This window comes from Exiguobacterium sp. USCH10 (assembly GCF_037619445.1).
Taxonomy (GTDB): domain Bacteria; phylum Bacillota; class Bacilli; order Exiguobacteriales; family Exiguobacteriaceae; genus Exiguobacterium; species Exiguobacterium aestuarii_A.
In genome coordinates, this window is the sequence record NZ_JAQPZO010000002.1 from 471,261 (window position 1) to 485,898 (window position 14,638).

At 47.0% G+C, this 14,638-nt stretch carries 10 protein-coding genes and 1 pseudogene; 2 read left to right on the forward strand and 9 right to left on the reverse strand.

What is annotated here, in order from left to right; genetic code table 11:
* Positions 1-21 precede the first annotated feature (21 nt).
* Positions 22-1,935, reverse strand: a complete 1,914-nt coding sequence (locus PQI28_RS06970) for an N-acetylmuramoyl-L-alanine amidase (RefSeq protein WP_337874625.1) — start codon at positions 1,933-1,935, stop codon at positions 22-24.
* A 127-nt stretch (positions 1,936-2,062) separates the two neighbouring features.
* Positions 2,063-2,845, reverse strand: coding sequence for a MazG nucleotide pyrophosphohydrolase domain-containing protein (locus PQI28_RS06975; RefSeq protein ID WP_339962826.1), 783 nt, complete (start codon positions 2,843-2,845; stop codon positions 2,063-2,065).
* Positions 2,846-2,930: 85 nt separating this feature from the next.
* On the opposite strand from PQI28_RS06975, the gene ytvI reads away from it, so the two are divergent.
* Positions 2,931-4,064, forward strand: a complete 1,134-nt coding sequence (gene ytvI, locus PQI28_RS06980; RefSeq protein WP_339962827.1) for a sporulation integral membrane protein YtvI — start codon at positions 2,931-2,933, stop codon at positions 4,062-4,064.
* Between the two features lie 10 nt (positions 4,065-4,074).
* On the opposite strand, the gene PQI28_RS06985 is transcribed toward ytvI, so the two are convergent.
* Together PQI28_RS06985 and PQI28_RS06990 are read right to left on the reverse strand one after the other, a co-directional pair.
* Entirely contained in the window at positions 4,075-4,734 is a 660-nt protein-coding gene (locus PQI28_RS06985; RefSeq protein ID WP_339962828.1) for a DUF429 domain-containing protein, read from the reverse strand.
* A 132-nt stretch (positions 4,735-4,866) separates the two neighbouring features.
* Positions 4,867-6,309 carry a leucyl aminopeptidase gene (locus PQI28_RS06990; RefSeq protein ID WP_339962829.1) on the reverse strand — a complete coding sequence of 481 codons (1,443 nt, stop codon included), beginning with the start codon at positions 6,307-6,309 and terminating at the stop codon, positions 4,867-4,869.
* 325 nt (positions 6,310-6,634) lie between these two features.
* On the opposite strand from PQI28_RS06990, the gene ptsP reads away from it, so the two are divergent.
* On the forward strand, positions 6,635-8,353 hold the full coding sequence (ptsP, locus tag PQI28_RS06995) for a phosphoenolpyruvate--protein phosphotransferase (RefSeq protein WP_339962830.1): 1,719 nt from the start codon (positions 6,635-6,637) through the stop codon (positions 8,351-8,353).
* Between the two features lie 50 nt (positions 8,354-8,403).
* On the opposite strand, the gene PQI28_RS07000 is transcribed toward ptsP, so the two are convergent.
* The 5 genes and pseudogenes from PQI28_RS07000 to PQI28_RS07020 form a co-directional block, all read right to left on the reverse strand.
* A complete protein-coding gene (locus PQI28_RS07000; RefSeq protein WP_339962831.1) occupies positions 8,404-9,237 on the reverse strand; it encodes an aldo/keto reductase in 834 nt (277 codons plus the stop codon).
* Positions 9,238-9,364: 127 nt separating this feature from the next.
* The gene (gene ptsG, locus PQI28_RS07005; RefSeq protein ID WP_214782053.1) at positions 9,365-11,404 is read right to left on the reverse strand and encodes a glucose-specific PTS transporter subunit IIBC; all 2,040 of its coding nucleotides are present in this window, start codon (positions 11,402-11,404) and stop codon (positions 9,365-9,367) included.
* A gap of 136 nt (positions 11,405-11,540) precedes the next feature.
* Positions 11,541-13,040 (reverse strand): annotated as a pseudogene (gene ptsG, locus PQI28_RS07010) (glucose-specific PTS transporter subunit IIBC); the annotation flags it as partial.
* Between the two features lie 219 nt (positions 13,041-13,259).
* A complete protein-coding gene (glcT, locus tag PQI28_RS07015; RefSeq protein WP_214693426.1) occupies positions 13,260-14,105 on the reverse strand; it encodes a glucose PTS transporter transcription antiterminator GlcT in 846 nt (281 codons plus the stop codon).
* A 104-nt stretch (positions 14,106-14,209) separates the two neighbouring features.
* Positions 14,210-14,527: a YuiB family protein gene (locus PQI28_RS07020; RefSeq protein WP_012726819.1), complete on the reverse strand. Its 318-nt coding sequence runs from the start codon at positions 14,525-14,527 to the stop codon at positions 14,210-14,212.
* Positions 14,528-14,638 lie beyond the last annotated feature (111 nt).

The window sequence follows — 14,638 nt, forward strand, 5'->3', positions numbered from 1 at the left end:
GTTCGTCTAAGGTTTTTCGAATTAATGATAAGTTTGTACGTATTTAGCGATTCCTTCCGCAACACCCTCTGCCATACGTTGGCGGGATGCGTCACTGCGAAGATACGTCAAATCCGTTGGAGAAGAGATGAATCCGAGCTCTACGAGAGCTGATGGCATCGTATTATACGTAATGACGTAATAGTTTGCCGTCTTAACGCCTCGGTTTGACATCCCACTCATCTTTCCGACTAGGTTGCTTTGAATGTTCGAGGCCAACACGCTACTACGTGCACTGTGGGCCGAACGTGTCGAATAGAATGTTTCCAATCCTTTTGCCGCTGACGAACCTGCTGCGTTGACGTGCATACTCACGAATAAGTCACCACGCAACGACTTCGCTGCAGCGACACGTTGATCAAGTGTCAAGTAAACGTCTGTCGAACGTGTCAGACGAACTGTATAGCCGTATTTCGAACGAAGATAGGCTTCCACACGTTGTGATACATCTAATACAATCGTCTTTTCATAAAGGGAACCGTTCAATGCCCCTGGGTCTTTCCCACCATGTCCAGGATCAAGAACGATGACAGCTCCAGAAGATTCACTCGGTTTCGACGACGAGACGAATCCTGAAGAAACGTAAGCATCTTTTCCGTTGTACTTAATCTTGTGGAAACCATTTACCGTTGCATAGTAGGCAACAGCCGTGCCGTGATCGAGTTTCCCTACTACGCTTGAGTTAAGGCTCGCTTGAGAACGAACATTCAACACATCACCTGGCGTGTTAATATATACCGTTCCTTTTGGTGCCGCTTCAGGCGCAGCCGGAGCTTTTCCAGCCGTCAACCATGAACTTGCCGTGTAGTAGACTTTCGACCCGATGTGAACCGTCGACCAGCTTGCATTATACGATTTGTATGATACAGCCGTGTATTTCGGAAGCACAAGTTGAACTGGCGAACTTTGATGCGTTCTTCCGAACAAGTTGACGTTTCGGTTAGCATACCCCTGAGTCAATCCGTCGTTTGGTTCCGTTGTTGTAGGTGGTTGTATTTCCGTTTTAGAAGTTGAGATCCAAGCTGTCGGTGTATAGTATGTCGCATTCCCGATATATACGGTCGACCAACTTGAATTGTACTTACTTGAAACGACTGCAGTATTGATTGGCAATACTTTCGCTACGCTAGAACTTTGGCTTCTCATCACGAAAAGTTTTAACTCTCGGTTTGCGTATCCATTCTCTTTGACAATCTGTGGTTTGAGCGATCCAGGCGTAATCCACGCTGTCGGCGTATAGTATGTCGCGCTTCCGATATACACGGTTGACCAGCTCGAGTTGTACTTGCTCGAAGTGACGACTGTATGTTTCGGTAACACCTTCTGCACAGCCGAACTTTGACTCCGCATCGCAAACAGTTTCATTTCACGGTTTGCGTAACCTTCCGTTCGGCTCACTGTTGCATCTGTCAGTTTTGGTGCAATGTACATCTTCGCAGCATAGTATGTCTTTCCGTTCAAATAGACTTTCGCCCATGAAGAGTTATGAACGGCATACTTTACTTCTGTCCCTTTTTTCAACGTCGTGACAATACTGGCTGCACGATGTGATGTGACACGAATGTTTAAGTTTTCGGTTGTCACACCGGTTGAAGTTGCTGACTGAGTCGTCAACGAACTCGAAGGAGAAGAAAGTTTGCGGATGTATTGAGCTGATGCATAATATGTACGACTATCGACATACACTTTATGCCAGGACTGATTATACGTCCCGTATTTCACTTTCGTGCCTTTCGGCAATGTCTTGACGACTGTCCCGCTCAAACTTGGTGTTGAACGAATATTCAAATTCACAGTCGTCTCCCCATCGTACGTTGCGGCTTCAACTGAAGGAAGTTGCATTCCAAATAAGAGAACCGTTAAGATGAGTGCGATTTTTACAAGCTTCATTTTCATCCAAAATATTCCTTTCTTCTAGCGGCATTTCCTACTAACAACAACTTCATATTAGCATAATGCTTTTTTAAAAAAAGTAAATATTTGAAAAAAAAGATGAATGTTTTTGATAAAAAGGTAAATGTTTTTATTGTTGGGGTTTGATGACTAAGAATTGATGATTTTCGTAAATTTCTTCTACAATATGAAAGGTTTCAGGAATCAGATATCCATAACCATCTTCATATAAAAGACCATCTTTTAATTGTTGAATCACAAATCCATCAAGTCCCTCAATATGAGCAATTTTCAGAAAGCGTTCTATATGTTTCTCTCTCTCTATGTATCGGTCAAATCGCTCAAAAGGTTTAGGGTCAATCCCACCCCAATAGCGTCCAGACTGATACGTGACATAGGTTCTGACGGAAGTTTCCGTAATCGGATCCGGTGTATGATCGAAACGCCCGAAGTCACGTGTCGATTTTTCATCAATCAATGCATACAATGAGTCAAACAATTCGTAGTTGCACTGTTCTCCTAAAGAAATCACGGCACGTTGCAGTTGCTCGATATGCAGTTGTAACGACGCTCCTTGACGATTCGGCTTCAGCTTTTTATCTCCTTCGTAAGCATTCAATATCCTCGCCACTTCGCCGGCCTCTTCTACAATTTGAAAATATAACTGTTCTTTCGTCACTTCTCTTACATCTGCTTCTTGTTGTTGAAGTGAGATCGCATACTGGTTCGCGAGACACGTAGAAATGACGAGCACATCGAGCAGTTCTTCTTTTAGCTCCTCCGCTGATCCTTTGCGCATCGCTCCCCCCACTTCTCCCACTTCTTCTAATAATCGTGCCAGCCCCGATAACGGTCTCCAGTAACCTCCCAAATGAAGAATCATCATATCAATTTTTTGTTGAATCTCTCTCATGTTCATTCACCTATCTTTCTGCTTTATTTACCGTCTACATGATATACTATGCTCAATCTAACTGTCCGGAAAGGGTGGGTTTTTCATGTCTTCGGTAAGACTTTGGCAACTGCTTCGGTTCGTACTTGTCGTAATCGGCTTATTTTTGATTACATGGGTACTGAACATCCTCTTCGAATATACGTATCCTTTCGTGTTTGCCCTACTCTTATCTCTCTTGACCGTTCCACTCGTCGATTTTTTCGAACGAAAAACCAACATGCCGCGTGCGCTCGGGACACTGATCTCATTGTTGATCGTCCTAAGTATCGTCGTCGGCATCATCACCATCGTCATCATCCAATTGATTCATTATGCGACAATCGCAGCGGAGCGACTTCCTGAACAAATCCAAACGTTCACTGAATACGTCCAGCGCTTGTTCAACGAAAAGATTGCACCACTCGTCAACGATGCGTATGAGAGCTATCAACAATTGAATCCTGGACAGACGACTTCATTAGAAGGTGGGATCACAGAACTCGGTGTCCAACTCGCAGCCGCAATCGGTGTTTTATCCCGTGGTGTGGCAAGTGTCCTACAAGGCATGTTGGCCGCACTCCCACTCGTCCTGTTACTCGTCGTCGTCATCGTCCTCGCCTGGTTCTTTATCACAAAAGACTGGCCGTCTTATGTGACCTCTCTAAATCGCCTGAATAAACGTAAAGGATTTAAAGAGTTCGAGGAAGTGATGATCAACCTGAAGTCCGCACTATTCGGTTACGTTCGGGCACAACTTACGCTCATTTCCATCACATTCGGAATCGTACTGGTCGGTATGTTCATTCTTCGAGTCGACAATCCACTCTCATTCGCTTTACTCGCAGGGTTCTTCGACCTTTTACCTTATTTAGGTGTCGGTACACTACTCATTCCGTGGGCCGCCTATGCCGCAGTATCGGGCGATTGGTTCGTCGCGATCGGATTGATTGTGCTATATATCATCGTCATCGTTCAACGAAACCTGGCCGAACCGAAGATTGTCGGTTCCCACATCGGGTTGAATCCGCTTGCCGCACTCATCTCGATTTTCGTCGGTCTAAAACTATTCGGTGTATTCGGCTTCATCTTAGGTCCCGTACTCGCCGTTCTACTGAAAGCCTTATACAACGCCAAAGTCTTTCACTATATGTGGCGGTTCGTCGTCGGTCCGACCGCCACGACAGCAAAAGAGCGATGAAATTAACATTTCATCGCTCTTCTTTCATTTGAGGTACAGCTACTTTCGGCTCATTCGCTTCAGCCGGGTGTAACGAAAGACCACTCGTCCCCGCTTCATAGGCGGCTACTGCCAAGATGCAAGCATCGATAATGTCATCGATTTGGACGTTTGACATTTTCCATTTCCACGGAGTGCTTTTCGAGTATTTTTGAAGTAACTCGATTCGCTCATCCTGCCCTTCGACTGTCTTTTTCGAATGACTTGCCTCATGCCCCATCATGACCGAGAAGCATACTTCTGGGTGAGATTCATAAACGTCTTCCGCTAACACCTGCTGGAACTCACGGATACGCGGAACCAAATGCCAAGCCTGTTTGCTAATCCCTTTATCGATCAACAATCGACTTCGTTTGTTCGCTTCCTCGTATGCCGCTTCATGAAGTACTTCTTGAATCGGCGGGGTGAAAACGGACGATTTCCGCTCGACAAGTTGGCTCCGCATCCACGCGTCACACGCTCGACTCGGATGGTCGACCGTCCCTAAATCTTTCGGCATATCCACGAAATGCATCGCACCGTCAATGAGCAACTCCTCTAGCGTTTCCGAAATCGTCAAACATAAGGAAATGCTATCGTATGTGATGCGCACCCAACCTCCGCGTGCGCCGTCAATTCCTACTCCTACCATGTCGTACCTCCTGTAACATCATCAACACGCCGAACACGGCGAGAAATACTGTACACCCTAACCAGATTCGGTTCGGCCAAACCGTGTACGCAAAGCCACACAGAATCGCCAAACCGATCAAGAGGAGCGCTCTTAGCGCTCCCACGTTTCAATCATCCGTGCAAGCGTTCGGACCATTACACCAGTCGGACCTTTCGGACCGAGGTCGTTCGCTGCCGCACGTTCGCTCGTTCCTGCGATATCGAGGTGGAGCCACGGTGTATCGCCTACAAACTCGCCGACAAACGCTCCACCGAAAATCATGTGACCGAACCGACCAGGTGAGTTGTTCAAGTCGGCTACTTCTGATTTTCTCACTTTGTCGATGAACACATCAAAGTATGGCATTTGCCAAACGAGCTCATTCGTCTCGCGACTCGCTTCTTCTAGAGAGCGATAGAGTGTATCATCGTTCGTCAGACAGCCCGTCACGTCCGTACCGAGTGCGACGAGTACACCACCTGTTAGCGTAGCTACATCGATGATCGCTTTTGGCTCATACGTTTTCGCAAACGTAACAGCATCCGCTAGAACGAGGCGCCCTTCCGCATCTGTGTTGAGTACTTCGATCGTCTTACCGTTCATCGCCGTGATGACATCATCCGGCTTGAAGGCATCGCCTGAAATCATGTTGTCTGTCGCACCGATGATTCCGATGACGTTTTTATTCGGACGTGTGCGTCCGAGTGTCTCGAATAGTCCAAGGACAGTAGCCGCACCACCCATATCACCTTTCATTCCGACGATGCCATCTTTCGGCTTGATTGAATAGCCACCTGTATCGAACGTGACGCCTTTTCCGACAACCGCAATCGGAGCTTCTTCCTCTGCACCACGATATTCCAACACGATCAATTTCGGCGGGATTGTCGAGCCTTGGTTTACGGCGAGGAGTGCACCCATTCCGAGCCCTTCCATTTCTTCTTTTTCTAACACTCGGTATTTGAAATCATGGCGTTTCGCTAATTCTACCGCATAATCCGCCAACGTCTCTGCTGTCAAAATATTAGCCGGCATCATCGTCAACGTTCGGGCGACATTGACCCCTTTTCCATAAGCGACACCTGCATCGATGTCTTCTTGTGACACATCCCCAAGAAGTGTGATGTTTGGCTCTTCGACCGTTTGTTTCGGCTCTGACTTGTATGTAGGATGAGCATACGTCGCCATTTCAAATGCTTCTGCGAAAATGCGAGCCGCGTCGTTTGTGAACGTGTCGAGCGCGACTGCAACGTCCTTTAATCCACGCGCGTGGACGAGCTTCGCCACTTTCCCGAACCAGTTCCGTACATTCTCTGTCGTGATGTCGTTTCGTTGTCCAAGTCCGACAAACAAGACGCGTGCCGTTTCCCCGGCGAACGTCGGCAATAACGTCACTTCTCCTGTTTTCGTCGAAAGATCTCCTGATTGAATGAGTGCTTTCACTCGTCCACCGAACAATGCGTCGAGCCCTTCGTCGATTGAATCGGCCGCACCGATTCCAACGATCATCGTGTCATATGAATCTGTCCAATTTAATTGAGCAATTTGATACATCTTGCCACTTCCCTTCTTTATATATGGTAAGCATAGCGAACTTCTCCAAAATAATGAAATAGTATGCGTAAGAGTCAAAAAATCTTCGAATTCGTGGGCTATCTCCTCGTTGTGACGTTGTTTTATTTTATGATAGGATAAGAAAGTACGCAATCGGGCTTCTCTTCATCGTGAAGTGAGGCCAATTTGACTGGTCGAGGCTTCCCCTAGTCGTAGACCGTTGCTACTTTAACTTTCTTCGTTCTCGTTAATTCTTTTTTCTTTTCGGGTATGAAGTAACGAGGCAGGAAAGTACACTATTTCTTTGAAAAGAGGGACTACGCTTATGTCACACATTAAAGGTATTGGTGCATCTGCAGGGATTGCAGTTGCAAAAGCATTCGTCATGGAGACACCTTCATTCGATATCCCAACACACAAGATTGAAGATGTCGCTGCAGAAAAGGCACGTTTCCAAGATGCAATCGCACAATCTAAAACGGAGCTTGAAGAAATCCGCGAGCACACGCTTCGTGAACTTGGTCCAGACAAAGCCGAGATTTTCTCAGCTCACCTTTTAATCGTTGAGGATCCAGAAATCGTTTCGCAAGTGAACGATAAAATTGAAAGCGAAAACATGAACGCGGCGAAAGCACTTGACGAAGTCGCACAGACGATGATCATGATTTTCGAATCGATGGACAACGAGTACATGCGCGAACGTGCAGCTGACGTTCGTGACGTGACAAAACGTGTTTTGGCACACATTCTTGGGGTGACATTCGTGACACCTGCATCGATCTCAGAAGAAGTGATCATCATCGCTGAAGACTTGACGCCTTCAGACACGGCACAACTCAACCGTAAATACGTCAAAGGGTTCGCGACAAACATCGGTGGACGTACGTCTCACTCTGCCATCATGTCACGTTCACTCGAAATTCCAGCGGTCGTTGGTACGAAAGTGGCCCTTGAAGAAATCAAAAACGGTGAACTCGTCATCATCGACGGTACGGAAGGTGACGTGTTCGTCAACCCTTCTGAAGACCTCGTCAAAGAGTACGAAGGCAAACGTGCTGATTTCGAAGCTTACAAAGAAGAGTTGAAGCAACTCGTCAACGAAGAGTCTGTCACTGCTGACGGTCATAAAGTGAAGCTTGCAGCGAACATCGGAACGCCAAACGACTTAGAAGGCGTCTTGAAAAACGGTTCAGATGCAATCGGTCTTTATCGTACAGAGTTCTTGTACATGGACTCTGAAACATTCCCGACAGAAGAAGAGCAGTACACAGCATACAAAACGGTTCTTGAAGGTATGGAAGGCAAGCAAGTTGTCATCCGTACACTCGATATCGGTGGCGACAAAGAATTGTCTTACCTCGACCTCCCGAAAGAAATGAACCCGTTCCTCGGCTATCGTGCGATTCGCCTTTGCCTCGAGGAAACAGATTTGTTCCGCACACAACTTCGTGCCCTTCTCCGCGCGTCAGCTCACGGTAACCTCGCAATCATGTTCCCAATGATTGCGACACTTGAGGAGTTCCGCGCAGCGAAAGCCCTTCTCCTTGAAGAAGAAGCGAAGTTGAAAGAAGAAGGAATCGAAGTCGGTCAATATGAAACAGGGATGATGGTTGAAATTCCATCTACAGCTGTCATGGCGAAACAATTCGCAAAAGAAGTCGACTTCTTCTCAGTCGGTACAAACGACTTGATTCAATACACGATGGCGGCTGACCGCATGAACGAAAAAGTATCTTACTTGTACCAACCGTTCAACCCTGCCATCTTGAACCTTCTCCACAACGTCATCACAGAAGCACACAAAGCTGGCAAATGGGTCGGTATGTGTGGAGAGATGGCTGGAGAAGAGCTTGCGATTCCAATCCTTCTCGGTCTTGGACTCGATGAATTCTCGATGTCAGCTTCAAGCGTCCTTCGTGCACGTAGCCTCGTGAAGCGCTTGACGAAGACAGAAACAGAATCGATCGTCAACGAAGTCCTCAACATGGACACAGCTGAAGAAGTCGTGAACTTCCTTAGCGAAAAATTTGACATTAAAAAGTAACGTCAAAAGTCCTTCTCTCGAGCGAGAGAAGGACTTTTTTTACATACTATTTAAAAATCGAAGTCGTCCGGGTCTGGACCGACACGTTTATGTTGGTCGAGTGCGTCGATCCGTTCCATTTGTTCTTTGCTCAATTCAAAATCATGCAGGCTGAAGTTTTCTTCGATTCGATGCGATTTGACCGACTTCGGAATGATGACCCACCCTGTCTGAAGGTGCCAGCGCAATATCACTTGAGCGACAGAACGCTCCATTTCTTTCGCGATTGTAACTAACGTCGGTTCTTCGAACAACCCACCTTGCATGAGCGGCGCCCAAGCAACCGGTACGATGCCGTGCTCAGTCATATACGATGCTAATTCGGTTTGACGAAGCAACGGATGCCGCTCGACTTGGTTCACGGCTGGAACGAGTTCACTGTTTGCAGCCAATGTCTCAAGGTGATGAATCTGGAAGTTACTCACTCCGACCGCTCCGACACGTCCTTCGCGATATAATTGTTCAAGGGCGCGCCAAGAGTCAACAATTTTGTCTTCCACCGGCCAATGAATCAAATACAAATCCAATTGTTCTAAGCCGAGGCGTTCGAGTGAAGCTTCATACGCAGCGATGGCTGATTCATACCCTTGATCGGCATTCCAAAGTTTTGAGGTGATGAACAAATCATCCCGGGAAATATTCGCCATCTCCATTCCTTTTCGAATTCCGATTCCGACACCTTCCTCGTTCTCATAAACAGCTGCCGTATCGATGTGGCGGTATCCTTGACGAATCGCTTCCACGACAGCATCGATGACCGTATCCCCGTCCTCTACTTTGAAGACGCCAAGTCCGGTGGTAGGAATGGCTTTCTGACCATGATTCAACTCTACAGATTGTTTCATTTGTACCCCTTCTTTCGTGAGAATTCTTCTTCACTATAAAAGGGATTCCTACTTTTCGGAATAAGGCACATTGAAGTAACTATACAAAAAGAGCCGCTCCATTACTGGAGCGGCGTGTGAAACTTGGTTACTCTGGACCTCTGTCATCAGCTCTAAAGTCGAGCGCTTCCCCTGCGACGACCGTCTCACCGAACGGTACGACGACGACTTTTCCGTCTCCGTTCGTCCAAATGATCGGTGTGATGAGTGAAGGTACTTTATCTCGAATCGCATTGAGATCGACTTCGAGAAGTACGTCTCCCGCTTCGACTCGAGCACCTTCTTCTACTTTCGCAGTAAATCCTTCCCCTTTCAAATTGACCGTATCGAGACCGACATGAATCAGTAGTTCACGTCCATCGTCAGCCAAGATACCGATCGCATGTTTCGTTGGGAAGAATGTCGTGATTTGACCCGTCACCGGCGAAACGACCTGACCTGAGCTTGGTTCAATCGCAAATCCTTCTCCCATCATCCGACCAGAGAAGACTTGATCTGGTACATCATCAAGTGACAACAATACACCTGACATCGGAGCGAGGAAGCGATGATCAGCTTGTTCAGCCGCTTCCGGTGTAATCACCGCTTTTTCAACTTTTTCTTTCGGTTTATACTCGCCACCTTCGATGATGGTCGCGATTTGTGATTTGAGCGTATCCGACTTCGGTCCAAAGATGGCCTGAATGTTATCCCCTACTTCAAGGACACCGGCAGCACCAAGTGTTTTCAGGAGGTCTTTGTCGACTTGTTTGACGTCATTGACCGTAACACGAAGTCGAGTGATACAAGCATCCAAATGTTTAATGTTTTCAGGACCACCGAGTCCGACGAGCACTTCATACGGCAAGTCGTCCCCAATACCGGCTTTGTCCCCTTTCGCGCCGGTCTGAACGTCACGTCCAGGGATTTTCAGGTCGAATTTTGTGATGGCGAAACGGAATCCGAAGTAATAGATGACCGCAAAGACGAGTCCGACCGGAATGACAAGCCACCAGGCCGTTCGGTTCGGCAAGACTCCGAAGAGAAGATAGTCAATGAGACCGCCAGAGAATGTCATCCCGATCTTGACGTTCAGTAGATGCATCGTCATAAAGGAAAGACCGGCAAAGACAGCGTGAATTCCAAAGAGAAGTGGTGCAACGAAGACGAATGAGAACTCGACTGGTTCTGTGATACCTGTCAAGAATGACGTGAGGGCAGCTGAGAAATAGAGACCTTCGACGTCTTTCCGACGTTCTTTCGGAACCGTGTGGAACATGGCGAGACAGGCAGCAGGTAACCCAAACATCATGAACGGGAATTTCCCGGTCATGTACGTACCAGCTGTGAACTCGACGCCGTCACGTAGTTGCGCGAAGAAGATCCGTTGGTCACCTTGTACGAGATCACCGGCTTGGTTCGTATATTCCCCGAATTGGAACCAGAACGGAGAATACCAAATATGGTGAAGACCGAACGGAATCAAGGAACGTTCTACCAATCCAAAGATGAATGCTGATAAGGCAACGTTTGCCTCGATGACCGTACTTGAGAACGTATTGATCGCATTCCCGATCGGTGGCCATATATACGCGAGCGCAATCCCGATAATCAAACTGAATGCGGCCGTCGCAATCGGGACGAACCGCTTCCCTGCAAAGAATCCTAAGAAATCTGGCAACTTGATGTTGAAATACTTGTTGTACGCATAAGCTGCAACAAGACCTGCGATAATACCCCCGAATACCCCCATTTGGAGCGTCGGGATACCGAGAACGGTTGCATACTGCGGGTCGCCTTGAGCGATTTCCGCGGTAATCCCGTTCCACGTGCTGATGACTTTGTTCATGATCAAATAACCAACAATGGCTGCTAGACCAGCAACCCCATCCCCGTTCGCCAGGCCTATTGCGACCCCGACGGCAAACAGTAACCCTAAGTTTGCGAAGACGATGTCCCCGGCATCTGTCATGACTTGCCAAATTAGGACAAGTGAGTCATTTGCCAGAAACGGGAGCAATTCAACGAGGTCCGGGTTTTGGAATGCGGTACCAAACGCCAAGAGAAGACCGGCTGCCGGTAAGATCGCAACCGGAAGCATGAGTGCTTTCCCGACCCGTTGTAAAACGCCAAACACTTTCTTCCACATCATGGTTCCCTCCTTTGTCAGAATACTTACTTTTTCCCTCTAACGTTTGGATGAAACCGTTTCATATAAAAGAAAAAGACCAACCCCGAAGGATTGGTCTAAATGATGATTAGTTTGCTTTCTTTTCGTTACCTGAAGCGATAACCGCTTGAATTTCTGATTTCAATGCATCCGAACGTGGTCCGAAGATTGCTTGAATGTTGTTACCAACTTCAAGGACACCAGATGCGCCAAGGCGTTTCAACTCATCTTTGTTGACTTGGTTCTTATCTTTTACTTCGACACGAAGACGTGTGATACATGCATCGAGGTGCTTGATGTTTTGTGAGCCACCAAGACCAACGAGGATATCTTGTGCAAGTTCCGAACCAGTAGCTGTTGATTGTTCAACAACCTCATCTTCACGACCTGGTGTTTTAAGGTTGAACTTACGGATAACGAAGCGGAATCCGAAGTAGTAAACAACCGCGAACACGAGACCAACTGGAATGACGAGCCACCAAGCCGTACGACCTGGAAGAACACCGAAGAGTAAGAAGTCGATCAAACCACCTGAGAACGTCATCCCAATCTTAACGTTCAAGAGGTGCATCGTCATGAACGAAAGACCTGCGAACACTGCGTGTACTGCGAAGAGAAGTGGTGCTACGAACAAGAATGAGAACTCGATTGGTTCTGTGATACCAGTCAAGAACGATGTAAGGGCAGCAGAAGCCAAGAGACCACCGACAACCGCTTTACGCTCAGGACGTGCTTCATGGTACATTGCGAGTGCTGCTGCAGGAAGACCGAACATCATGAACGGGAATTTACCAGTCATGAACGTACCTGCTGTCAATTCAGCACCGTCACGAATTTGTGCGAAGAAGATCGCTTGGTCACCACGAACGACGTTACCCGCTGCATCTGTGTATGAACCGAATTCAAACCAGAACGGTGAGTAGAAGATGTGGTGAAGACCGAATGGAATCAATGAACGTTCGATCAAACCGAAGACGAACGCTGCCAAAGTGCGGTTTTCATTCAACATGAAGTTAGAGAATGTGTTCAAACCGCCCTGTACTGGTGGCCAAACGAGAAGCATTACGAAACCAGCAACGACTGCTGCTACTGCTGTTACGATTGGAACGAAACGTTTACCAGCGAAGAAACCAAGGAACTGTGGCAATTCAATATTGAAGTACTTGTTATAGGCCCATGCGGCGATGAGACCCATGATGATCCCTCCGAATACCCCTGTTTGGAGTGTTGGGATACCGAGTACGTTCGCGTATGCTGGGTCACCTTGTGCTAACACTTCAGGTGTGAGTTCGAGCCAAACACCCATCACTTTGTTCATGATCAAGAATCCGACGATTGCCGCAAGTCCGGCAACCCCGTCACCTGCTAAACCGATGGCGACACCGACTGCGAACAAGAGCGCCAAGTTCGAGAAGATGATTCCACCCGCTTGCTCCATCAATTGAGCGAATTTCACGACGCCTTCGTTTGTTAACCAACCAGCGCGTGATGTAAGTTGTGGGTTTTGCATTGCGTTACCGAATGCAAGAAGAAGACCGGCTGCCGGCAAGATCGCAACAGGAAGCATAAGTGCTTTACCGACTTTTTGAAGAACACCAAAGATCTGCTTAAACATCAACATTTCCTCCTTTTTTAAGTACGTATAAACAATATGATAGCGGTGTAGATGTCAGACAACCGACGTATCTAAACGTTTTCATAAATCACGTTTATAAAACAGAAAAGGCATGAATAAGGATAGAACGTAGACCTCTCCCAATGGAGAAATCACATAACGTTCCACTCCTTACTCATGCCTGATCGAATCAGTAACACGTAAGACACGTGGTATCATTTATCTACTTGTTAGGCGCTGGAGATGCATCGTCAAATATGTCGCTTCACCTCGTGGGACGGGACGCTTTAACTCGCGTTCCATGATGCCCATCAGCTCCCAAGCAGTACTATAGCATAGCGGATATTCGTCGCGCAACACCTTTTCAATTTTTTGTGGTGCCTCGACCATCTCACCCGTCGCAACCCGCTCAACGGCGTACCTTAAGTGCCGAAGTAAGCGCTTATAATCGAGTGAAGTTCGGTCCATTTTTACGTTCAAACGACTCTCAATCGTCTGGACGATTTGGCCAATGATTTGGTTATGACGATTCACTTCCAGGACATTTTTGAACGTCGTCGCTGAGTGAATATGGAGGGCAATGAATCCAGTCTCCGCATCTGGAAGAAGTACGTTCAATCGTTCATGGAACATATCGACGATTCGTTCCGCGAGCGCAAACTCGTTTGGATAGAGGGATTCCGTCTCAAGTAAAAACGGATTCGTCACTTCCATCCCTTGTTCGATTCGTTTCATCGTGAAGAACAAGTGGTCGGTCAAGCCGATATGAATGTGCTCATCGACTTTCTTACCTGTACTCGTCTCGATGAAGCCGACAATCTCTTGCATGAACGCAATAAAATCCTCATCGACATGTTTGACGAGTTCTTGGTACTGTGACTGTTCTTCTTTATCTGTCAGTTGATACACTTTCTCCGGGACGCTGGCCGGGTCGACGAGGTCGCCTGGTTTTTTGCCAAAGCCAATTCCCTTCCCGAGTAGAATGACTTCCGGATCCGTATCATGTTGACAAATGACAACGCTATTATTCAACACTTTTTTGATCGTATACATCGGTAATGTCATTCGCATCGCATCCCTTACTAAAAATCGTTTCGCTATCTAGTATATCGGTTCATGCCCTAAAAAAGTAGGGACAAAACAAAAAAGGCGAACATTTCTGTCGCCATTTAAAACATTGAATAACCGCTCTTTCGTAAGAAACGAATCGTCACGCCAGCCAAGATTGCTCCGAGCAACCCGAAACCGAGCATGAACAAATCGAGAAGTTGCAATCCGACGAGTCCTTCATAGATCCCCGTGAGTGCAGTTGACGTCTCGGTCACGTAACTCGAAAGTTTGACATTATCAATCATCATGATGACAAAAATCGGATAAATGAACACGAGTGTCCATGTCTTTTTAAGTAACATATTCAAGATGAAGCCGATACTGAAAAAAATCGTCATATATAAGACGGCCCCAATGACTGCTTGGATAATATGCATGTGATGTCCCCCTTGTCCGCTCTCCATTATACAAAATTCTGACCGACGTGGTCAAAGAACTTCCTATGACAATTTCGAAAGAAAACAGCTCGTTCTGAATCAGAACGAGCC

Bases quoted from the DNA above. Each gene is read 5' to 3' on its own strand.
- PQI28_RS06975 (WP_339962826.1), bottom strand. From the start codon at position 2,845: ATGAGAGAGATTCAACAAAAAATTGATATGATGATTCTTCATTTGGGA.
- glcT (WP_214693426.1), bottom strand. From the start codon at position 14,105: ATGACATTACCGATGTATACGATCAAAAAAGTGTTGAATAATAGCGTT.
- ptsG (WP_214782053.1), bottom strand. From the start codon at position 11,404: ATGTGGAAGAAAGTGTTTGGCGTTTTACAACGGGTCGGGAAAGCACTC.
- PQI28_RS06985 (WP_339962828.1), bottom strand. From the start codon at position 4,734: ATGGTAGGAGTAGGAATTGACGGCGCACGCGGAGGTTGGGTGCGCATC.
- PQI28_RS06970 (WP_337874625.1), bottom strand. From the start codon at position 1,935: ATGAAAATGAAGCTTGTAAAAATCGCACTCATCTTAACGGTTCTCTTA.
- PQI28_RS07000 (WP_339962831.1), bottom strand. From the start codon at position 9,237: ATGAAACAATCTGTAGAGTTGAATCATGGTCAGAAAGCCATTCCTACC.
- ptsP (WP_339962830.1), top strand. From the start codon at position 6,635: ATGTCACACATTAAAGGTATTGGTGCATCTGCAGGGATTGCAGTTGCA.
- PQI28_RS07020 (WP_012726819.1), bottom strand. From the start codon at position 14,527: ATGCATATTATCCAAGCAGTCATTGGGGCCGTCTTATATATGACGATT.
- PQI28_RS06990 (WP_339962829.1), bottom strand. From the start codon at position 6,309: ATGTATCAAATTGCTCAATTAAATTGGACAGATTCATATGACACGATG.
- ytvI (WP_339962827.1), top strand. From the start codon at position 2,931: ATGTCTTCGGTAAGACTTTGGCAACTGCTTCGGTTCGTACTTGTCGTA.